Origin of the sequence: Flavobacterium erciyesense (assembly GCF_018069925.1) — a bacterium.
GTDB classification, from domain to species: Bacteria; Bacteroidota; Bacteroidia; order Flavobacteriales; family Flavobacteriaceae; genus Flavobacterium; species Flavobacterium erciyesense.
The window spans coordinates 178,051-200,708 of the sequence record NZ_JAGPXB010000006.1; the positions used below are offsets into that span (position 1 = coordinate 178,051).

Annotated in this window: 21 protein-coding genes; 9 read left to right on the top strand and 12 right to left on the bottom strand. The window is 35.3% G+C overall.

From position 1 onward, the window contains the following. Nucleotides 1-35: 35 nt before the first annotated feature. Together leuB and KBJ98_RS08805 are read right to left on the bottom strand one after the other, a co-directional pair. A complete protein-coding gene (gene leuB / locus KBJ98_RS08800; protein ID WP_166134441.1) occupies nucleotides 36-1,139 on the bottom strand; it encodes a 3-isopropylmalate dehydrogenase in 1,104 nt (367 codons plus the stop codon). 29 nt (nucleotides 1,140-1,168) lie between these two features. Beyond that, nucleotides 1,169-2,344 carry a 2-isopropylmalate synthase gene (locus KBJ98_RS08805; RefSeq protein ID WP_210789614.1) on the bottom strand — a complete coding sequence of 392 codons (1,176 nt, stop codon included), beginning with the start codon at nucleotides 2,342-2,344 and terminating at the stop codon, nucleotides 1,169-1,171. 154 nt (nucleotides 2,345-2,498) lie between these two features. Between KBJ98_RS08805 and KBJ98_RS08810 the strand changes: the two genes are divergently transcribed. Next, on the top strand, nucleotides 2,499-4,043 hold the full coding sequence (locus tag KBJ98_RS08810; protein ID WP_166134445.1) for a hypothetical protein: 1,545 nt from the start codon (nucleotides 2,499-2,501) through the stop codon (nucleotides 4,041-4,043). A 34-nt stretch (nucleotides 4,044-4,077) separates the two neighbouring features. Here KBJ98_RS08810 and KBJ98_RS08815 read toward each other — a convergent pair whose 3' ends face one another. After that, entirely contained in the window at nucleotides 4,078-4,302 is a 225-nt protein-coding gene (locus tag KBJ98_RS08815; protein ID WP_166134447.1) for a hypothetical protein, read from the bottom strand. Nucleotides 4,303-4,581: 279 nt separating this feature from the next. Next, nucleotides 4,582-6,558, bottom strand: coding sequence for an alpha-ketoacid dehydrogenase subunit alpha/beta (locus tag KBJ98_RS08820; protein ID WP_166134449.1), 1,977 nt, complete (start codon nucleotides 6,556-6,558; stop codon nucleotides 4,582-4,584). A 167-nt stretch (nucleotides 6,559-6,725) separates the two neighbouring features. On the opposite strand from KBJ98_RS08820, the gene KBJ98_RS08825 reads away from it, so the two are divergent. The 8 genes from KBJ98_RS08825 (at nucleotide 6,726) to KBJ98_RS08860 (ending at nucleotide 13,209) form a co-directional block, all read left to right on the top strand. Next, a complete protein-coding gene (locus KBJ98_RS08825) occupies nucleotides 6,726-7,676 on the top strand; it encodes an isopenicillin N synthase family dioxygenase (RefSeq protein ID WP_210789617.1) in 951 nt (316 codons plus the stop codon). 117 nt (nucleotides 7,677-7,793) lie between these two features. Next, nucleotides 7,794-8,177: a GxxExxY protein gene (locus KBJ98_RS08830; protein ID WP_166134453.1), complete on the top strand. Its 384-nt coding sequence runs from the start codon at nucleotides 7,794-7,796 to the stop codon at nucleotides 8,175-8,177. A gap of 54 nt (nucleotides 8,178-8,231) precedes the next feature. Continuing rightward, nucleotides 8,232-8,561: a translation initiation factor gene (locus KBJ98_RS08835; protein ID WP_210789620.1), complete on the top strand. Its 330-nt coding sequence runs from the start codon at nucleotides 8,232-8,234 to the stop codon at nucleotides 8,559-8,561. A gap of 89 nt (nucleotides 8,562-8,650) precedes the next feature. Continuing rightward, on the top strand, nucleotides 8,651-9,523 hold the full coding sequence (locus tag KBJ98_RS08840) for a nucleoside phosphorylase (RefSeq protein ID WP_210789623.1): 873 nt from the start codon (nucleotides 8,651-8,653) through the stop codon (nucleotides 9,521-9,523). An 88-nt stretch (nucleotides 9,524-9,611) separates the two neighbouring features. Then, nucleotides 9,612-10,736, top strand: coding sequence for an SDR family oxidoreductase (locus KBJ98_RS08845; RefSeq protein WP_210789642.1), 1,125 nt, complete (start codon nucleotides 9,612-9,614; stop codon nucleotides 10,734-10,736). Between the two features lie 140 nt (nucleotides 10,737-10,876). Continuing rightward, nucleotides 10,877-11,404, top strand: coding sequence for a GNAT family N-acetyltransferase (locus tag KBJ98_RS08850; protein WP_166134461.1), 528 nt, complete (start codon nucleotides 10,877-10,879; stop codon nucleotides 11,402-11,404). Further along, nucleotides 11,404-12,255: a substrate-binding domain-containing protein gene (locus KBJ98_RS08855; RefSeq protein ID WP_210789644.1), complete on the top strand. Its 852-nt coding sequence runs from the start codon at nucleotides 11,404-11,406 to the stop codon at nucleotides 12,253-12,255. The genes KBJ98_RS08850 and KBJ98_RS08855 overlap by 1 nt, the downstream gene beginning before the upstream one ends. A 21-nt stretch (nucleotides 12,256-12,276) precedes the next feature. After that, complete coding sequence (locus KBJ98_RS08860) at nucleotides 12,277-13,209, top strand: transglutaminase (protein WP_166134465.1); 933 nt, start codon at nucleotides 12,277-12,279, stop codon at nucleotides 13,207-13,209. 28 nt (nucleotides 13,210-13,237) lie between these two features. On the opposite strand, the gene KBJ98_RS08865 is transcribed toward KBJ98_RS08860, so the two are convergent. The 8 genes from KBJ98_RS08865 to KBJ98_RS08900 all read right to left on the bottom strand — a co-directional run bounded on the left by KBJ98_RS08865 (nucleotide 13,238) and on the right by KBJ98_RS08900 (nucleotide 22,541). Continuing rightward, complete coding sequence (locus KBJ98_RS08865) at nucleotides 13,238-14,974, bottom strand: HAMP domain-containing sensor histidine kinase (protein ID WP_210789647.1); 1,737 nt, start codon at nucleotides 14,972-14,974, stop codon at nucleotides 13,238-13,240. 114 nt (nucleotides 14,975-15,088) lie between these two features. Then, the gene (locus tag KBJ98_RS08870; protein ID WP_394369371.1) at nucleotides 15,089-16,249 is read right to left on the bottom strand and encodes a sensor protein KdpD; all 1,161 of its coding nucleotides are present in this window, start codon (nucleotides 16,247-16,249) and stop codon (nucleotides 15,089-15,091) included. A 43-nt stretch (nucleotides 16,250-16,292) separates the two neighbouring features. Continuing rightward, nucleotides 16,293-17,375 carry a porin gene (locus KBJ98_RS08875; protein WP_210789650.1) on the bottom strand — a complete coding sequence of 361 codons (1,083 nt, stop codon included), beginning with the start codon at nucleotides 17,373-17,375 and terminating at the stop codon, nucleotides 16,293-16,295. A 201-nt stretch (nucleotides 17,376-17,576) separates the two neighbouring features. Next, a complete protein-coding gene (locus KBJ98_RS08880; protein ID WP_210789653.1) occupies nucleotides 17,577-18,131 on the bottom strand; it encodes a K(+)-transporting ATPase subunit C in 555 nt (184 codons plus the stop codon). Nucleotides 18,132-18,184: 53 nt separating this feature from the next. After that, nucleotides 18,185-20,218 carry a potassium-transporting ATPase subunit KdpB gene (kdpB, locus tag KBJ98_RS08885; RefSeq protein WP_210789657.1) on the bottom strand — a complete coding sequence of 678 codons (2,034 nt, stop codon included), beginning with the start codon at nucleotides 20,216-20,218 and terminating at the stop codon, nucleotides 18,185-18,187. A gap of 8 nt (nucleotides 20,219-20,226) precedes the next feature. After that, nucleotides 20,227-21,948, bottom strand: a complete 1,722-nt coding sequence (kdpA, locus tag KBJ98_RS08890; protein WP_210789660.1) for a potassium-transporting ATPase subunit KdpA — start codon at nucleotides 21,946-21,948, stop codon at nucleotides 20,227-20,229. Nucleotides 21,949-22,068: 120 nt separating this feature from the next. Next, on the bottom strand, nucleotides 22,069-22,146 hold the full coding sequence (kdpF, locus tag KBJ98_RS15340) for a K(+)-transporting ATPase subunit F (protein ID WP_210789699.1): 78 nt from the start codon (nucleotides 22,144-22,146) through the stop codon (nucleotides 22,069-22,071). 113 nt (nucleotides 22,147-22,259) lie between these two features. Next, nucleotides 22,260-22,541: a DUF7674 family protein gene (locus KBJ98_RS08900; protein WP_210789663.1), complete on the bottom strand. Its 282-nt coding sequence runs from the start codon at nucleotides 22,539-22,541 to the stop codon at nucleotides 22,260-22,262. Between the last annotated feature and the right edge of the window lie 117 nt (nucleotides 22,542-22,658).

The following is a 22,658-nucleotide window of genomic DNA, read 5'->3' on the forward strand; positions in this document are numbered from 1 at the left end:
TTGATGTTTCGTTTTTGAAAATAGTTTTGTTTGTTTTAAACTATGGTTGACTGACCGATGTACACGTTATCGCTCTTAAAATATAAATCGTCTTTGCTAAGAATATAATTTGCAATAAAATCGCCTACTTCATTAGTTCCGAATTTAGAATACGGATTCAAATCAGCGGTGACTACATTTAATTCAATTGCTTTTTGCACCGCTTCGTACACTTTTAATGATTCGGCATGCAAGCCAAAGTGCTCTAATAACATTGCTGCTGAAATAATTGAGGCAATAGGATTGGCAATGTTTTTATTTTTTCCTTCTGGAAAAGAACCATGAATGGGTTCAAAAAGCGCCGACGAACTACCTAAAGATGCTGAAGGTAATAAACCAATTGCGCCGGTTATCACACTAGCTTCGTCAGATAAAATATCTCCAAATAAATTTTCAGTTAAAATGACATCAAATTGTTTTGGATTGATGATAATTTGCATCGCAGCAGCATCCGCTAGTAAAAATTCTAAAACTACGTCAGGATAGCCCTCTGAAAGTTCAGTAACCACTTTGCGCCACAAACGCGAGGTTTCTAATATATTTGCCTTGTCAACTAAGGTTAATTTTTTCTTTCTTTTTTGTGCAGTTCGAAAAGCTAAATGACTGATTCGGATAATTTCTTCTTCAGAATATTCGCAAAGATCAGAGGCAAAAGTGCCTGTTTCATTGCTTTTTTTCTCACTAAAATACGATCCACCAGATAATTCTCTAAAAATAATAAAATCAGCTCCTTCGATAATTTTTCGTTTCAACGGAGACAAATCAAGCAAATCAGCATACGGTTTCACAGGTCTTATGTTAGCATAAAGGCCTAGCGCTTGCCGCAAATTCAATACCCCTTGAATTGGTCTTACCGCAGTATTTGGCACCGTGTCATCAACTGCTCCAAATAGTACAGCATCCGTATTCAAACACAAGTTTAATGTTTGTTGTGGTAACGGAATTCCCGTTTTCTCAATAGCGATAGCTCCAATCAAAGCATCTTCAAAAACAAACTCATGATCATACACTACACCTATGGCGTATAATGCTTTCTTGGCTTGGGTTATAACCTCAGGACCAATTCCGTCGCCTGCAAGCGCTGCTATTTTTAAATTCATATTACTTTTATTTCGAGTTGGGGACTATCTTAATTTAAAACCAATTCTTTATTTATTTTACAAACCTCAATTATTTGATGAATGTCTTGATCAATTACTTCTTTTTTAATGTCAGCAAATTTTAAAAACTCGAGATAAACAATATCTAACTGTATTTTGGTCAATTCATAACCTACTTTTTTTGCTCTGTAAGCCAATGCTGCTCTACCGCTACGTGCTGTTAAAACAATTGATGATTCATTAACGCCTACTTCAAGTGGGTCCATGATTTCATAAGTAGCTCTATTTTTTATAACACCATCTTGATGAATTCCTGAGCTGTGTGCAAATGCGTTGGCACCTACAATTGCTTTATTAGGCTGCACAATCATCCCCATACTTTCACTAACCAATCGACTCATTTCGTTCAATTGTCTAGTATTAATATTGGTATCTAAATTTAGGTACGGATGCTGTTTGAAAATCATTACCACTTCTTCAAGTGCCGTATTTCCTGCTCGCTCTCCTATCCCGTTTATTGTGCATTCTATTTGTCTTGCTCCATTTATAGCTCCCGCGATGGAATTGGCGGTTGCCATTCCTAAATCATTATGACAATGACATGATAAAACCACGTTTTCAATACCTTTTACATTTTCTTTGAGGTATTTTATCTTTGCACCATACTCTTCGGGCAAACAATATCCTGTTGTATCTGGAATATTTAATACGGTTGCTCCTGATTTAATGACCTCCTCGCAGACTCGTGCTAAAAATTCATTATCGGTTCTTCCAGCATCTTCCGCGTAAAACTCTACATCTTCTACGTACGATTTGGCGTGAGCTACAGCCGCTTTAGCACGTAGAATAATATCTTCTTTGGTAGTATTTAATTTATGAAAAATATGCGAATCAGAAGTTCCAATACCCGTATGAATTCTAGGTCTTTTGGCGTATTGAAGTGCATGTGCCGCTACATCAATATCATTTTTTACAGCGCGAGTTAATCCGCAAACAATTGCATTTTGAACAACCATACTTATTTCTGAAACAGATAAAAAATCACCGGGACTCGATACTGGAAAACCAGCTTCGATGATGTCTACACCCATTTCGTCAAGCCTTGCGGCAATGACTAATTTCTGTTTCGTGTCAAGCTTACATCCAGGCACTTGTTCGCCATCTCTCAAAGTGGTATCAAAAATTTGAACTTTCTCTCTATTCATTTTCATTTATTTAATGTAATTTGCACAACTTGAAACAAAAATATCTTTCATTGGTGGGATAGAAAATACAATTTCTTGAATTATACTGCTTATAAGGAATGTTTTAATCTATTAAATCACTGATTTACAATTACATAAACCCTTTTATTCTACAATGGCTAACCATCAAAAAGATTTTTTATTTGTACTGATAAAGTCGCTTTCGAAGTCAGAAAAAAGACAATTTAAAATTTTCGCTAGCCGATTAGAAACTAGTTCGAATACCAAGTTTATCGAGCTATTTAACATTTTAGACAAATCAGAAACGTATGATGAAAAACTGATTTTAAAAAGTGGCAGTATTAAAAAAGTGCAATTGTCAAATCTTAAATCCTATTTATACAAACAAATTTTGGTGAGTATTCGGTTGAATATTCCGAGTCAAAATATGCGCTACCAATTGCGAGAGCAAATTGATTTTGCCACAATTTTGTATAACAAAGGATTGTATAAACAAAGTTTGAAATTATTGGATAAAACCAAAATTTTAGCTTTGGAGAATGATGAAAAGTTAATGGCCTACGAAATTGTCGAATTTGAAAAACTGATCGAGTCCCAATATATTACCCGAAGTATTCAAGGGCGTGCAGATGAATTAGTGGTACAAGCAAAAGAGCTGAACTATCGCAATACAATATCAAGTAAATTATCTAATTTGTCGTTGCAGCTGTACGGCATCATGCTCAAAACTGGGTATGTAAAAACCGATGCAGAGTATACCTATATTGATGACTACTTTAAAAAACACACCGCTAAACTCGACGAAAAGAAATTTGGTTTTCGAGAAAAATACTGGTTTTACAATGCTAATTTGTGGCGTAGTTTTTTGGTTCAAGATTTTTTATCTTGCTACAAATATTCCTTAAAATGGGTGACTTTGTTTTATGAAAATCCAAGTATGATTTACTTGAATCCCGTTTTTTTCTTGAAAGGAAATCATTATTTATTAGAATCTTTGTACATGCTCAAGTATAAAACCAAGTTCAAAAAATATCTTGAATTGTTGGAGGAAACCATCAAAGATTCCCGCTTTCCGGTGAATGACAATATTGCAAGTTTATCGTTTTTGTACGTTTATAATAATAAACTCAATTTACATATTTTGGAAGGTAGTTTTGCCGAAAGTGAATATTTGATTCCAGAAGTATTGCATAAATTGAAAATGCACACCGATCACCTTGACGAGCATCACGAAATGTTATTTTACTATAAATTTGCTTCTATTTATTTTGGAAACGAAAAATATACCGAGTGTATTTTTTATCTGGAGAAAATTATTAATAATAGAAATTTAAGCATGCGCGAAGATTTAATGTGTTTTGCACGTTTGCTGTGCTTGATAGCTCATTATGAACTGGGGAAAGATTACTATTTAGAAAATCAGCTAAAAAACACCTACAAGTTTTTAATCAAAATGAATGATTTGCATGAAGTACAAAAAGAAATTATCAAATTCCTGAAAAACTTAAACTCTATTTATCCGACAGATATCAAGAAAGAATTTATTAAAATGCGAACTCGTTTTATCGAATTGGAACAAAACACTTATGAAAAACGTGCCTTTTTATATCTCGATATCATTTCCTGGTTGGAAAGTAAAATAGAAAACAAAAAAATCAGTTTAATTATCAAAGAAAAAGCCCAACAAGCCAATCGTTAAACTAGAAAAGGAGGCCAAAATATTGCCTCCTTTTCTATTCTATCTCTTTGCGACCGCGCATAATATCTTCATAACTGGAACATTTAACAAACTCTTGTTCACCATCAATAAGCATTGGTAAAAAAATAAATTCTACTTCAGACAAATCTTCTTTTAGATAAAAAGCCATATCATCTAATTTGTAAAACCATTCTTTATCAAATTGTACTTTGTTTATAGTAGCGTCTTTGATTAACAATTTTTCGTTGAGCGGCTTCATGACTGTGTTTTAATTTTTTTTCAAAAATAGAAACATCATTTAGTTGCTACAAATACAAATGAATTTATTTCGAAAAAAATACACAACCATAAAAAGATTGGAATTTAAAAACTTATCGTTACTTTTAATAAAAAAATTATGAACGGATTTTTTAAAACTATCATCGCCGGATATGGCGCAAAAAAATTAGGAGGCGGTTGTTTTGGAACCATCCTCCTATTTATTATTATTTATTGGATTTTAGGGTATTTTTAAAATCCGAAATTCCTTTTCTTGATTTTAATAAGCTAACAGCGCAATAAGCTCATTTTCAAAACGACCTTTTGGTAAATACTGATCTTCAAGCGCTTTTGTGAACGGAATTGGTGTGTCTAAACTGGCCACTCGTTTCACTGGTGCATCCAAATATTGGAAACAATTTTCCATAATCAATGCTGATAAATCACTAGCAATTCCGCCAAACAAACTATCTTCTTGGTAAATTATTGCTCTTCCTGTTTTTTTAACAGATGCAAAAATGGTTTCGGTGTCTAAAGGTTGAAGCGTTCTTAAATCCAATAAATCTGCTGAAATTTCAAGATTTTTATCCAATGTATCAATTGCCCAATGAACTGCCGCTCCAAAAGCAATAATAGTAACTGAATTACCTTCTTTCAATAGAGCCGCTTTTCCTAATGGTAAGGTGTAATAATCTTTAGGAACGTCTTGGTAAACGCTACGATACAATTGCTTGTGTTCAAAGAACAATACGGGATTTGGATCGTTAATAGATTCATTCAGTAATCCTTTTGCATCATACGGAAAGGCTGGATAAACCACTTTTAAACCTGGAGTTTTGGTGAACCAAGCTTCGTTAGTTTGAGAGTGAAACGGTCCCGCTTGAGTTCCACCACCACAAGGCATTCTTACTACAACATCTGCTTTTTCTAACCATCGATAATGCGATTTTGCCAATAAATTTACAATCGGATTGAATCCTGTCGAAACAAAATCAGCAAATTGCATTTCAACAATCGCTTTGTAACCATTAATAGATAGGCCCATTCCTGCTGAAACTACGGCGCTTTCGCAAATAGGTGTATTAATCACGCGCTCTTTTCCAAATTGTGCTATAAAGCCATCTGTAATTTTAAAGGCACCACCATATTCTGCAATATCTTGTCCCATGATTACCGAATTTTCAAAGCGCTCCATAGATTGTTGCAGAGCACTTGAAATTGCATCGATAAAACGAATATTTTCTTTTTCTCTTGATGGTTTAACCTCCTCAAAAGCAAATGGTTTATATACATCATTTAGTTCTTCCGTCAAAGAAGCTTCAATTTCAGCTTCTGCGTTAGCTAGAGCCAAATGTTCTTCAATTTCCTGCTTAATGTCAAGATGAAAAGCCACATCATCATCGGTTTTCAAAATGCCGTTTTCTATCAAATAATTTCTAAAGTTTTCTACCGGATCTTTTTCTGCCCACATATCCATTAATTCCTGCGGAACGTATTTTGTTCCACTCGCCTCCTCGTGCCCGCGCATTCGGAATGTTTTAAATTCTAGCAAAACAGGACGTGGATTTTCTTTCATAGAAGCTTTTAACTCTGATAACAAGTTTACAACTTCCAAAATATTGTTTCCATCAACAATATGACTTTCCATTCCGTAACCAATGCCTTTATCAGCTAAATTTTCACAGCGGTATTGCTCATTTGTTGGTGTAGAAAGTCCGTATCCATTATTTTCAATTACGAAAAGCACGGGTAATTCCCATACCGAAGCAATGTTTAAAGCTTCGTGAAAATCCCCTTCACTTGTGGCGCCTTCTCCAGTAAAAACAGCTGTAATTTTGCCATTTTTCTTGAGTTTATTGGCCAATGCAATTCCATCAGCCACACCTAACTGCGGTCCCAAATGCGAAATCATACCAATAATTTTATACTGTTGCGAGCCAAAATGAAAACTACGATCGCGACCTTTTGTAAAACCATTGGCTTTGCCTTGCCATTGCGAAAAAAGACGGTACAACGGAATATCTCTTCCTGTAAATACGCCCAAATTTCTGTGCATAGGCAAAATGTATTCATCAGAATCTAAAACTGCAGTAACACCAACGGAGATAGCTTCTTGTCCTATTCCAGAAAACCACTTGGATACTTTGCCTTGGCGAATTAGTTTTAGCATTTTTTCCTCGATAAGACGCGGTTTTAATAGCTTTTTGTAAAGTGTTATAAGCTCAAGGTCAGTGAGGTTTTTTCTATCAAAAGTCATTTTTAGGTTTTTAGTATCGATTTCAAAGATAAAAATTTATAACAGTTTTTAATTATTTTGTTATATTTTTTTATTTTAATATCATTTTTTAAAATTCGAAATTAAAATTATTCTTTATCTTTGTAACAGCAAGATTTATTCCTTGCAATTTATAAAATTATTTAAGTATGCAAAACATTCCTAGTGTTGACTTGCGTGATTTCCTGTCGGATGACCCGGCACGTAAACAAAAATTTGTAAATGAAATCGGAAGTGCATTTGAAGACATTGGCTTCGTAGCACTCAAAGGGCATTTTTTAAATGATCAGTTAGTTGAAGAATTGTATGGTGAAATTAGAAATTTTTTCGCCCTACCATTAGAAACCAAACGTAGTTATGAAATTCCTGGAATTGGCGGACAAAGAGGTTATGTTTCTTTTGGAACAGAACACGCCAAAGGCAGAAAAGAAGGAGATTTGAAAGAATTTTGGCATTTTGGACAATACGTGTCTGAAGATTCAAAGTACGCTGCAGAATATCCTGAAAATGTTGAAGTAAACGAACTACCTCGTTTTAATGTAGTCGGAAAAGAAGCCTACCAAATGTTAGAAAAAACAGGTGTGTATGTATTAAGAGCTTTGGCTTTACGATTAGGATTAGATGAATTTTATTTTGACAATTATGCCAAAGATGGAAATTCTATCCTAAGACCTATTCATTACCCTCCAATTACATCAGAGCCTGAAAACGCTATTAGAGCTGCTGCTCATGGTGACATCAATTTGATTACGTTGTTGATGGGTGCTCAAGGCAAAGGCTTACAAGTACAAAACCACAACGGAGAATGGATTGACGCTATTGCTGAGCCAGACGAGTTGGTAATTAATGTAGGTGACATGCTATCACGTCATACCAACAACAAATTAAAGTCGACTATTCATCAAGTAGTGAATCCTCCTCGTGAATTATGGGGAACTTCTCGTTACTCTATTCCGTTTTTTATGCACCCAGTGAGCGATATGCCATTGAATTGCCTAGAAAACTGCATCGATGCCGAAAATCCAAAACAATTTGAAGACATCACTGCAGGTGATTACCTTTATGAGCGTTTAGTAGATTTAGGTTTGATCAAAAAATAAATATTAATTCAATAGTTCAAGAAAGACATCGAGTTCGCTTGATGTCTTTTTCTTTTTCCTAGAATTGGATCGCGGATAACGCTGATTTTAAAATGATTTACACTGATATTTAAATTTATGAGTAGTATTTTACATCAAGAATTAACTAGGTCAATTATAAAAATATTCTTTGACGTTTACAATGAGTTAGGATATGGTTTTCTGGAAAGAGTATATCAGAATGCATTATATTTTGAGCTGAAAGCCAATGGTTTTCATGTTGAAGCTCAAAAAAAAATCAAAGTATATTATAAAGAAATTGAAGTTGGTGATTACTATGCTGATATTATCGTAAATGACTTAGTAATATTAGAGTTAAAAGCTCAAGAGTATATAGTTGAAGCAAATGAATTTCAACTAATCAATTATTTAAAAGCGACAAATTGCGAAGTTGGATTGCTTTTAAACTTTGGTAAAAAACCAGAATTTATTAGAAAAGTATATCAAAATAATAGAAAATAAAAATCCGCGTAAATCCGTATTATCCGTATTATCCGCGTGCAATATTATAAAATTATGGACTTACAAGACCAATTAAAAAACCTTTTCCCTGATCACGAACCCTTGCCAGAAGAAGTTGTAACACCTGAACCCCACGAATTATACGTTCAAAAAGAACCTATGATATGTAAATTTGAAAAACGTAAAGGAAAAGCAACCACAATCATTGAAGGTTACGAAGGTACGGACGAAGATTTTAAAATTCTAGCCAAAGAAATTAAAACTAAACTGAGTGTTGGCGGTACTTTCAAAGACGATTCGATTATCATTCAAGGAGATTACCGAGATAAAATAATGGAAATATTAAAACTAAAAGGATTCAAAGTAAAACGTGTTGGAGGTTGATAGTAAGCTGTTTGCAGTCTCAGTATACAGTCTCAGTTTTAATATTCAGTTGAGCAACTTAAAACTTTAAACTTTAAACAAAAAAAATAATGATACAATCATCAGAATTAATATTAAATCCAGACGGTAGCGTTTACCATTTGAATTTAAAACCCGAAAATATTGCGCACGATATCATCTTTGTAGGTGATCAAAATCGTGTCGAGAAAATCACTCAATTTTTCGATAGTATTGAATTTTCGACTCAAAAAAGAGAATTTAAAACCCAAACCGGAATTTTTAAAGGCAAGCGCATTACCGTGATGTCTACCGGAATTGGTCCCGATAATATTGACATTGTAATCAACGAGCTTGATGCTTTGGTAAACATTGACCTTGAAACGCGTCAGCCAAAAGAAAATTTAACTTCCTTGAACATTATTCGCATCGGAACTTCAGGTTCTTTGCAGGCTAATATTCCTGTGGATAGTTTTGTATTGTCTAAATTTGGCTTGGGATTAGACAACATGCTTCGCTCCTATTTAATTGACGAAGTTTCGAATCTAGAAATAGAAGATGCTTTCGTTCAACATACTAATTGGGATCTCAAAAAAGGAAAACCGTATGTAATTGCTTGTTCTGAAAAATTAGAAAAAGTGATTGAAAGCGACCAAATGCACAAAGGAATCACAGCAACTGCTGGAGGTTTTTACGGACCACAAGGACGCGTTCTCCGTTTGAACATTCAGGATGAAGCATTGAATTCAAAGATGGATAATTTTAAATTTGGTGACAGCCAAATTACCAATTTAGAAATGGAAACCGCAGCAATATATGGACTTTCGGCACTTTTAGGACACAATGCCTTGTCATTAAACGCCATCATTGCCAATCGTGCATCTGGAACTTTTAGTGAAAATCCTTACAAAGCAGTAGATGCCTTAATTGCGTATACGCTAGAAAAACTGGCCGCAAGAATCTAAATCCATAATTCTCGAAACATACATTTGTAGTTTTAAAAAACAATTTATTCTTTTTTAAAACTACATTTGTTTTTTGAACAAACAACGAATGAAAATAATACTTACCGGTGCCACGGGCGTTTTAGGATCGCACGTCATGTATGAAATTCTAGAACTTTTTAGCACTTCTAATCCTGATGGAAAACTCTTTTTGATAGCTCGAAACAAAGGAAAAAAATCGGCCCACGATCGCATCAAAGAATTGCTTACAAGCAGCTACACACCTTCTGTATTACTCCAGCAAGGCTTTGAAAAGCTTCAAAAATTTATCGAAATCATTGATACAGATTTAGCTGATATTCAAAATACGGTAACCGAAAAAATCAAAGGAGCGTATTTCATTCACTCGGCTGGTTTGGTCAATTTGTCTACAGATGAATCCCAGCGCGAAAGAATTTTTAACGAAAACACTACGATCACCAAGTCTATTTTTGAACTTTTTCATCCGTTTATTACCAAATTTATTTACATCGGAACAGCATTTTCGTCAGGCAACCGAACAGGAATGATTGATAACAATTTTCATCAATTAAATTTTGAGCCAGAGCACCGCAATGCATACGAAAACGCCAAATTTGCCTCTGAAAATTTCATTGCGACAGCTTGTAAAAAAATAGGTTTGCCTTTTCAAATTTTGCGTCCCAGCGTTATCGGCGGCAACATGCTTACTCCTGAAAACCCCTATTTTATCTCAAAATACATGGTGTTTTATTTGTTGGCCAAATTTTTCCACTTTACGTCGCAACGCAAAGGCGACCAAGAAAACGTTAGGTTTATTGTAAATCCCGATACGGTTTTGAATATTATTCCTGTAGACTATGTCGCAAAAGTGATTGTTTCAATTTTTCAACGAGACGATATTAAACAGTTAAATATTGTTCACAACAAAAGTTTTAACATGTCTAATGGCTTGAAATTGATAATGAAAGAGGTTGGTTACTCTAATTTTACTTTAATAGAAAACATCAAAGACTTTGACTATCAAAACACCATTGAAAAACTCTATTACGAGAGTATTGGCAAGCATTTGAGTCCGTATTTTACAACAGCTGCAAACGAGTACGATACCGCAATTCTGAGCCAAATTTTAGAAATTCCGGATTTAGATGACGATGCTTTTACCAACATGATTCGCTACGCAAAAAATCAGCATTTTAAAGATATAAATGTGTAATTTTAGGAGCTATTTCCTGCTATCCGCTGTATTCCCGATAAATAAAAACTACGGCTAAAAAGCCTTGTTTTTCTAATTCGGGAGATGCCGCTCCTATCAGGGCTAAGGAAATAGTGCTAAAGACTTAAAATTAATTTTCTATGGACTTAATTCTAGAAACTGACCGATTACTTTTACGAGAAATGAAACTTTCAGATGCCGAAGCCTTGTTCGAAATGGACCGAAATCCAAAAGTACACGAATACCTTTGGAACAATCCATTAACAGACGTCAGCGAGGTAAAAAACATCATCAACTCCGTTCAAGAGCAATACAAGCAAAACAAAATTGGACGTTTTGTAATGGTTTTGAAAGAAACTAATGAAGTTATTGGCTGGGCCGGATTGAAATTCAATACGGAAATGGTCAATAACAAAATCCATTTTTACGACATTGGTTACCGCTTAGATGAAAAATTCTGGGGCAAAGGCTACGCCAGTGAAGCTAGTTTTGCGTGGTTGGACTATGGTTTAAAAACTATGAAAATTCCGGTTATGGAAGCGGCAGCACATTCGGATAACATTGCTTCAAACCGAATTTTACAAAAAATCGGCCTACAAATGACCGAAACCTATTTAGAAGACGGTGTTTCTTGGAATTGGTACGAATTAAACAATCCTTTTTTATAATGAAAACAATAAAAATAGCTGGAGTTCCTGAACATTTCAATTTGCCTTGGCATTTAGCTATTGAAAACGGAGATTTTGAAAACGAAAACATCGATTTACAATGGACAGATGTTCCTGAGGGAACCGGAAAAATGTGTCAAATGCTACGAGATGGCGAAACTGATATTGCTGTTATCCTTACCGAGGGAATTGTAAAAGACATCACAGCTGGAAATCCGAGTAAAATAGTACAAGTATATGTTGATAGCCCTTTAATTTGGGGTATTCATGTGGCTGCTAATTCAAGTTTTCAAACCTTAGCAGATTTAGAAAATACCAAAGTTGCCATTTCCCGATTGGGTTCTGGTTCGCAATTGATGGCTTACGTAAACGCTAGTAATCAAAAATGGGATACAACTAATTTACAATTTGAAATTGTAAACACTATCGACGGAGCTGTTGAAGGCTTAACAAACGGAACCGCAGATTATTTTATGTGGGAACGTTTTATGACCAAACCACTGGTTGACAAAGGGATTTTCAGACGAATTGCTGATTGTCCTACTCCTTGGCCTTGCTTTGTAATTGCAGTTCGTGAGGAAATACTGCTAAAACAACCCGAAATAGTTGCGAAAGTATTAGAAATCATCAACCAAACCACGCAAGAATTCAAAGAAATACCAAGCATTGATAAAACATTGGCTCAAGCCTACCATCAAAAAATAGAAGATATTCAAGAGTGGTTGCGATTAACGCGCTGGTCTCAAAAAGGATTAGAACCTGAAATGTTAAACAAAGTTCAAAATCAACTTTTTGAACTCGGAATTATTGATAAAAAAAGTACTTTTGAGGACATTGTAAAAACAGTATAGGGAACTGTTTTTATTGTAACTATGATACAAAAAAAAGAAATTAATTTTCAGGGAATTAAACATCGTTTTCAGGTCAAAAAACCTTGGGATGATGTGATCATTTTTGTACTGAATGTATTAATTGCCATTCCTCTTTTTATCATTTTGCATCAAAACTTAATCAATCCCAATTGGTTTTTGAACATTGACCGCATAGTGATTTTTATCGTGATGGTTGTGGTAATTCAGCTAATTTTAAGGTTATTACGTACCATTATCATACTTTGTATTTTTGTTTATCTATTGGCTTTAATTTACGGTTCTACTATTGGCAATTACGGTTTTAACAGCGTTTATGACGACTACAACACGATGCTTTATACCATGTCTGATAATCCCTATCCGCAAGATATAATCATTGCAAAATTGTTGCCTTTTCCAAACAAATCTAAAATTGTTAACGCCATTGAATACCAAAACCCAAAGATTCGCAATTTTGCAATCATGGCTACGAATGAGCATTTTAAGGGACTAAAAGGCTACTCTGATTACAGAACGATCATTCAATGTTTTGCAGTTTTCAAAGAAATCAACAGCCGTTGGAATTATGTAAGTGACCCAAAAGCGCGTGATTATATTGCAACGGCATCAGAATCTTTGCTTTATTTTTCAGGAGATTGTGACGATCACTCTATTTTAATGGCCGCAAGTATCAAATCTATTGGTGGAACGCCTCGACTGATACACACGACAGGACATATTTATCCTGAAATTTTAATTGGAACTGAAGCCGATTTAGAAAAAGTCAATTTTTTAATCAAGAATATTCTTTTCCCGAAGGAAAGTGCCAATCAAAAATTACATTATCACGTTGACGAACGCGGACAAATTTGGATGAACTTAGATTATACGGCTCAATATCCGGGTGGCCCCTTTTTGTCAGAAGAAATTTTGGGAGCTTTGACTTTAGATTAAAAGTATTTGAAGTTGTTTGAAAAACTTTTTAAACCAAATCTACAGAAAAGTAAAAAGTACTACCCAAACCTAATTCACTTTCTACACCAATAGTACCATTTTGAGCTTCGATAAATTCTTTACTGATTGCTAAACCCAATCCTGTTCCTGATTTGTGACTGCCAGGAACTTGAAAATACTTATCAAAAACCTTTGTTTTATAGCGATTGTCAATACCTCGACCGGTATCGATAACTTGAAATATAGCTTTATTGTTCTCTTTTTTGAGATTTACAGTAATACTGCTATTTTCAGAGGAATAAGCAACTGCATTGGTTAAAAAATTAATTAGAACCCACGCCGTTTTTTCGCTATCAACTTTTACTGCTGGAATATTAGGTTCTGCAACCACATTAAATTGGATTTGCTTTTTATCCGCATGTACTTTTACGGCTTCAATTGCGTACTGAATTATGTCATACGGATTACTATTTTCCATTCGCAATTGAATATTCCCAGTTTCTAGTTGCGACAGTTCGAGCAATTCGCCAGTAATTTTTAGTAAACGCTGACTGTCTTCTTTAATACCTGATATTAACTGTTTTTGCTCTGCATTGATGCTGCCCGTTTGTTCTTGTTCTAACAATTGTAAACTTAATTTGATCGATGCAATTGGAGTTTTTAATTCATGCGAAACGGTAGCAATAAAATTAGTTTTTGCAAAATCCAATTCTTTAAAAGCGGTAATATTTTTCAAAATAATTACATCACCAATCGCAATAATGTGTTCCTCTCCAGTTGGCTGGATAGTGATATTCACAATTTCTTTTTCAAAATAACTTTCTTTACCATCAGCAAATATTTTAATCGGAAGTACTTTTTTTGCTGGTTTTTCAATTTCACTTTGAACTTCGCTAAGAATTAAATTTCGAAGCAAATCATTGGATAAAGCCAAGGTTGATGCCGATTGACCAATTACATCTTCGCTATGCATTCCCATAATTTTAAGCGCTTCATCATTGGCAAACAAAACAATTCCTTCTGTATCTAATCCGATAATGGGATCATGTGTTTTGTTGATTAAAGTCTCCAAACGTTTTTTTTCAAAAGCCAATTTGTGCAAGTCACTGTTACTGTATTCCTCTAGCTTTTGAGCCATCGTATTGAATGACCTTGCCACATCGCCATACTCATTATGATTCATAAAATGAACACGTTGCGAGTAATTTTTGTTCGCAATTTCTTTGATGCTTGCTGTTAATTCCTTGATTGGGTTTGCAATATTGTTGGGTAAATTGACAAGCAAATTAAAGGCTATCAAAAAACATAATGTTCCGGTAATTGCAATCCAAAAATTTGCTGTTTCGGCGGTTTGCGTTGCTAGATCACTCTTTTGCTTTATGGCAATCATGTTGAGTTTCATGAGTTCAAAAATATCCAACCGAATAGTATTCTTTAAAGTGGAATTGTTACTATCCGTTTTCAAAGCGTTGAACTGTTTTTGAATGCTGTACGTCACAACATCTTCTCCTGCTTCGGTAATATTGAGAATTTGATTTTTAAGATTAGATTCAAAAACTGCAACTGCCGCTTGTTCATCGGTACTTATTTTTTCTAATGAAAGTAACATATTTCTCGAAAATTCTAAGGTATTGTAATTGGCCTTCAAAATATTTTCGGTATCTTTTTTTATCGAAAAAACATAAAATGCGCTAACCAAAGAGAGCACGATAATCAACCCAAATAACAAGCCTACTCCTAAATTTAATTTTGTTTTAATTCTCATATTGTCGTGGTATGAATTTATGATCAACCATGTTTTGATTGTTGTTGCTCTTGTTTGCTACCATAAATAAAGAACAATTTAACTTTTGCGAAAAGCGTTGAAACCTTGATTGAGTTAAGACAAAATCACTAAATCAACATTTGATAATGAAAGACTATTTAGCAAACGTCTAAAAATAGTTGTAGACAAAATTACTTTAATTAAATTGAAATGCGGTTTCCCGATGCAAACTGTTGTAATGTGTTTTTCAGTAACAATTTTTAACATGGTTTCAGTAATATCAGGGCTACTAATTTTTAGCACTTCACCCCCAAGTTGTGTGGCTAATTTGAAATTATTAATCAAATACCGTTGTTTGTCTAAAGCAATTTTATCGCTGCTTTCCTTTGGTGTTTCTACATACAAAACATACCAACTGCAATTGTAATAACTGGCCAATCGAGCTGCTTTCCGAATCACTATTTTGGCAGTGGTATCGTTACTGCTAATGCAAGCAAGCAATTTTTCGTGTCGTAGTCCTGCCGTTGGTTTTACTTCATTTTCTACTTTACGAACCACTTGACTAGCTACTTCTTTCAAGGCTAATTCTCGTAACTGCAAGATTTGATCTGGTTTAAAAAAATTGTTAAGTGCGGTTTGAATTTTGTCAGCAGTATAAATTTTGCCCTCGCGCAATCGTGCAATTAAATCCTCAGCTGTCAAATCGATATTGACCACTTCATCTGCCAATCGCAATACATTATCAGGAACTCGTTCTTGAACATCAACCGATGTGATGCGTTTTACATCTTGGTTCAAGCTCTCAATATGTTGAATATTTAAGGCACTAATCACGTTAATGCCCGCATCTAAAATCTCTAGAACATCTTGCCATCGCTTTTCATTTTTACTTCCTTCCATGTTGGTATGCGCCAACTCATCTACAATAACGACTTCAGGTCGTAAATTAATAATAGCCTGAACATCCATATCTTCAAGTTGTTTGCCTTTGTAAAAAAGACTTCGCCTGGGAATTATAGGTAATCCATCAAGTAATTCATGCGTTTCTTTCCTGAAATGCGTTTCGATATACCCAATTTTTACATCAATTCCGTTTTTCAGCAAAGTATGGGCTTCCTGCAACATCCGATAGGTTTTGCCCACGCCAGCGCTCATCCCAATATACACTTTGAATTTCCCTTTACGTGATTTCTGAATCAAATCCAGAAAATGTTGCGCGTTATTTTGCTTTTCTTGTTCCATAAAAAAAGTACCAAATGAGGCATATAAGGACATTTAAGTTTTCTTTTTTGAACTTATATGCCTCTTATGATATAATTTAGAGTGAGATCGCTAGCGAAGTAGTTAAAAAAGTATTACTTGTACTTGGAATACTATTTTTCACAAATACTGCATCTTGACTTTGCAAATTTCTAGCTTCTACTCTAAAAATTACATTATCACTCAGGAGGTAATCAAAATTAGCCGAGAATCCGTAGGTTTTAAAACCATTTGGAGTTCCGCTAGCAATAATTACACCTTTTTCATCACTGTAATATTCTGCTCTTGCGGCCAGTTGTACCTTGTTTGTTGGTTTGTATTGTGCCATCAAAACGGGCGAAAACCAAACATCATAAGTACTACTTTTAACTGCTTTTTGCTGCGATCCAATATCAAAACCTGCAATTAATGTTGTTTTTTCGGCAACTTTAAATTGTCCGTAAAAATTATTGAAATAACGCCATCTGCGCGCTATATCGGCTTGCTCATTGCCAGCATAAGTACTCCAATTGAGCGTTACAGAAGGATTTGGTTTATAGGTAACCTGAGTTCCAAAAGCCGGAGTTTGATTGCCATCAATTTTCTGAATGCGTTGCCATCCGTTCAAATACATCGCTGCTAAATACCATTTTTCAGATGGCGATGTGTACCCTACTTTTACACCACTTTCATAATACGGTGAGTTTTCAGCCAAAATACTTCTGGTTAAAGTCATATTGTCTTTTCCAATCGCGCTCTCAAATCCAATATGCGACGGCATAATCCCTGCATCGAGCCATAAATTCGCCTTTGATGAAATGCGCACACCTACATTTGCTTCAAAAACATATTGCATCAAATCGCTTTCAGCAGCCAAATTATACTCTGCATAGGTTCCTGCCATCAAAGCAAAATTTCCTCGAACCGTACTGCTGGAATAATTCATTTTTGCAAAACCCAAATTCAAATTTACCTCATTGTGCTTGTTGTAATTATAAAAAAATCCAGGGCGAACATGGTTTTCAGGATTCGCAAAATCATAACTGTAATACGTTTCAGCATATCCCGAAAACGTCAATGGACTTTTCGTTTTTTCCACATCTTGGGCTTGAACAGTTGATACACCGCAGGCTAATAAAGCCGCTAACATTATTTTTTTCATTTTATATTTTTTGTAAGAGCATAAATTTATTTTATCCTCGTTAATTTTTTCTAGAAGCTATTCCAGCTGTCCACTTTATCTTTGCTTGCCTAAAGAAGGCAAGCAAAGGATGCCGTTTCCATCTGGGCTAGTACTCTCGTAAAGAACAGAATACTATCATTCAAATACATTATTTGTTTAAGAATAAACTTTGCAAGACTCTTATTTTAGTTCATTTAAAGCTACGTTCAATTCCAACACATTAACAAACGGAGTTCCCATAATCTGCGGCGAATTTACCTTGCTTTCAACTAATTTTTGAACCACATCTTCTGATAAATTACGCTCCTGAGCAATACGTTTCACTTGAATAAAAGCGGCTTGTGGCGAAATATGCGGATCTAAACCACTACCCGAAGCCGTTACAATATCAACCGGGATATCCGATTTTTTTAAATATGGATGCGCTATTAAAAAAGTATCAATTCGTTTTTGAATAACTTCTAAATATTCTGCATTGCTCGGACCTTTGTTACTTCCTGCGCTTCCTGCAGCATTGTAATCTACTGCCGATGGGCGACCCCAAAAATAATTCGATTTATCGAATTTCTGACCAATTATTTGATAACCTACGACTTTTCCGTTTACCAAAACCGTTTGGCCTTTTCCTTCGTTGGCGGCCAATTGCGCAATTCCAAACACTGCCATTGGATAAATCACCGCTAATAAAACAACCATAAACAAGGTCAATTTTAAAATAGAATATACATTTTTCATTTTTTCATTTTTTTATAAACCTAACAGGCTCTGAAAACCTGTTAGGCTTGATTTTACATAAATAATGCGACAACCAAATCAATCAATTTGATTCCGATAAACGGAACAATTAAGCCACCAAGACCGTAAATCAAAAGGTTTCTTTGCAAAATAGCACTCGCTCCAATTGGCTTATAATCGACTCCTTTTAGCGCAAGCGGAATCAAAATTGGAATAATAATCGCGTTGAATAAAACCGCAGATAAAATAGCACTTTCTGGACTGTGCAATTGCATAATGTTCAAGCCTTGGAGCGCTGGAATGGCTGTGATAAACAAAGCGGGAACAATAGCAAAATATTTGGCCACATCGTTTGCAATTGAGAACGTGGTAAGCGTTCCGCGTGTCATTAGCAATTGTTTTCCAATCTCAATTATTTCAATCAATTTTGTAGGGTCATTGTCTAAATCGACCATATTACCGGCTTCTTTAGCCGCTTGTGTTCCGCTGTTCATAGCAACTCCTACATCAGCTTGAGCAAGAGCGGGAGCATCATTTGTACCATCGCCCATCATGGCTACTAGTTTACCCATTTGTTGTTCGTTTTTGATGTAGTTCATTTTATCCTCTGGTTTTGCCTCTGCAATAAAATCGTCTACACCTGCTTTTTCAGCAATAAATTTGGCCGTCAACGGATTGTCACCCGTTACCATAACCGTTTTCACGCCCATTTTTCGCAAGCGATCAAAACGTTCTTTCATCCCCGTTTTAATGATGTCTTGCAACTCGATCACACCTTGAACAGACCCATTTTTGATAACAATTAATGGCGTTCCACCATTCGATGAAATTTCAATCACTTTTTGAGCGATATCCTCAGGAAAAATAGTTCCCGCTTGTGCTGCAATATTTTTGGCTGCATCTTGTGCTCCTTTTCTAATGTTTGTACCATCTTTTAAAATCACACCGCTTGTTCTGGTTTCGGCAGTAAATTTAATAAGAGTCGCTCCTTCAATAGATAATTTTTGAGCAACTGCAGGACCTGCTAACTCAACAATACTCTTTCCTTCGGGTGTATCATCAGCTAATGAACTTAGTACTGCTGATGCAATAAAATCGGATTCATTGATTCCGGCAGCAGCATGAAACCCAGTAGCTTTTCTATTTCCTATTGTGATAGTTCCTGTTTTGTCCAACAGTAAAACATCAATATCGCCGGCAGTTTCCACTGCTTTTCCAGATTTTGTAATCACATTAGCGCGTAATGCCCGATCCATTCCCGCAATTCCAATTGCAGATAATAAACCGCCAATTGTAGTGGGAATCAAACAAACAAACAGAGCAATAAAAGCTGCAATCGTAATCGGCGCATTGGCATAATCAGCAAAAGGTTTTAAAGTAACACACACAATCACAAAAATGAGTGTGAAAGCGGCTAACAAAATCGTAAGTGCAATTTCGTTAGGTGTTTTTTGGCGGCTAGCGCCTTCTACCAAGGCGATCATTTTATCGAGAAAACTCTCACCAGGTTCATTGGTAACCATCACTTTAATTTTATCAGATAGTACTTTTGTACCTCCCGTTACAGATGATTTGTCTCCGCCTGCCTCGCGTATTACGGGCGCACTTTCACCTGTGATGGCACTTTCGTCAATAGTTGCTAAACCCTCGATGATTTCGCCGTCGGTTGCAATTAAATCTCCCGATTCACACACAAAAACATCACCTTTTTTTAATTCAGATGAGCTGATGTTTTTGATTTCACCATTCGATAAAACTAGTCTGGCTGGCGTTTCTTCACGTGTTTTTCGCAAACTATCTGCTTGTGCTTTTCCTCTTGCTTCGGCAATAGCCTCAGCAAAATTGGCAAATAAAAGAGTTGCTAATAAAATTAAGAACACGATAAAATTATAGGTAAAACTGCCTTGATCTTGTGCGCCAAAAAGGATTGCAATACACACTGCAAGCATTACGGCAGTTCCTATTTCAACGGTAAACATGACCGGATTTTTGAACATTATTCTAGGATCAAGCTTTATAAAGGATTGCAGTAAAGCTTCTTTAACTTGCTTACTTTCAAACAATGAGTTGGATTTATTGTTAGTCATTTTTTAAATTATTTTAGTGTAAAATACTCTGCTAATGGGCCAAGTGCCAGTGCAGGAAAGAAAGATAAAGCAGCAATAATGGCAATCACAGCAAAAACCATAACACCAAAAATGGTTGTATCTGTTTTTAAAGTTCCGGCACTTTCAGGAATGAATTTTTTGTGCGCTAGCAACCCAGCGATTGCTACAGGTCCGATAATTGGTAGAAAGCGACTCAATAATAAAACGATTCCACTAGTGATATTCCAAAATGGATTGTTATCTCCAAGGCCTTCAAAACCAGAACCATTATTGGCGGCACTTGAGGTAAATTCGTATAACATTTCAGTAAATCCGTGATATCCTGGATTATTTAACCACCCCGTTGCGTTACCCGAAAACCAGTATCCCATTGCGGTATCATTGGCCGCAAAATAAGAAGCTAAAGCTGTTCCTGCTAAAATCAATAAAGGATGAAGAATGGCAATAAAAGCTGCTATTTTAACTTCGCGTGCTTCTATTTTCTTTCCGAGAAATTCAGGTGTTCGCCCAACCATTAAACCCGAAATAAATACCGCTAGGATAATGAAAATGTAAAAATTAAGCCAACCCACGCCACAACCTCCATAAAAAGCATTTACCATCATGGCCAAAAGTTGCATGGTTCCTGAAACCGGCATGGCGCTATCGTGCATACTATTGACTGATCCTGTTGAAATTACCGTGGTTGCAATACTCCAAAAACCAGATATTGCGGGACCAAATCGAACTTCTTTTCCCTCCATGGCTCCAGTGGTTTGCGAAATTCCCATTTTTGTTATTGCAGGATTTCCGTTCAATTCTGATATAACTGTTGGGATTACAAGCAATAAAAAACCGATGGTCATTACTCCAAAAACAACATAGGATAATTTTCTTCTTTTTAGGTAAAAGCCCAAAGCAAAGATCATCGCAAACGGAATAAGTAACTGCGCCCACAATTCGACTGCATTTGAAAAGTAAGACGGATTTTCAAAAGGATGAGCCGAATTGGCACCAAAAAATCCTCCTCCATTTGTTCCGATATGTTTGATTGCGATAAATGCTGCCGCAGGACCTCGAGAAACTGAGACTGAATCGCCTTGCAAAGTCGTAATGGTATCTTTGCCTTCAAAAGTCATAGGTGTTCCACTAAAAACCAATAGAATAGCCACAAATACTGACAATGGCAATAAAATACGAGTACACGATTTGATAAAATAGTTGTAAAAGTTACCCAACTTATCGGTTGTTCGTTCTTTCATGTCATTAAAAACCATAGCCGCAGCTGCAATTCCAACCGCTGCCGAAACAAATTGCAAGAACATCAAAACCATTTGGGATAAATACGAAAGTCCTGTTTCACCAGAGTAATGTTGTAAATTACAATTTACAAGAAACGAAATGGCAGTATTAAAAGCCAAATCTGGACTCATGTTTGGGTTGTTATCAGGATTTAAAAATAAAGATCCTTGAAATAACAAGATGAAGAAACAAAAGAAAAACCAAACCATATTTACACTCAAAAGTGCTTTTAAATGTTGTTTCCAATTCATTTCTTCGGTAGCGTTAATGCCACTTAGCTTGAAAATAAATTTTTCAATTGGGTTAAAAATCGGGTCAAATAGTGTTTTATCTCCCGTAAATACTTTGGCAATGTATTTCCCGAAAGGAATAGCCACAAGAATTGAAAGTATAAAAATACTAATGACCCCAAATAATTCTGTATTCATAATTTGTTTGTTAGAAATTAAATAAAACGTCGGCTTTCAAAAATAGGATGAGTAGCAGAAATGCGACACTCCACGCTAGTATAGCCTTTGTAACCAATTTGTATTGTGGTGCCATCATTTTTAAAATTTTTCAGGTTTAAGTAATACGTAAACTAAATAGCCAAAAACGGCCAAAGCGATTAGGAGTAAAAGTGTCATAGATTAGATTTTTTCAAAAAATTCGACGGCTTTAAAGCAAATTGCAAACAATACAACAGCAAGCGCCAATAGTAAAAGAGTGATGAGCATAATTTAAAATGTTAGGGTTCGATTTAAACACCGCAAGTATTAATTTGTTTGATGTAAGCCAACTTTAATTGTGTTGGAAATAAGTTGGCTATGCTGCAATGCTGTAATTCCATGAAGGACGAAACCGAGAATAAATACACATTTGAAATAGCAATTTTAGTTTCGTTGCTCCCTACGGTCATTAATCTTTCAGCTAATGCTAGACATTTTTTAGCTCTTAAAATATTTCCTGTTCGGATGGCCGTCTTTGTGATTTCAGCAAATCGCTCTGCTTGCTTATAAATCGAATTGACTTGATTTTTCATAAGAATGATTTTATTGTTCTGCATACCACTTGCCAAAAAGTATTCCCATTTAGGCAAACAAACAACAACTGCTTATAACGCAATACTTTAAATAACAAACGATAATTTTTGGCATAA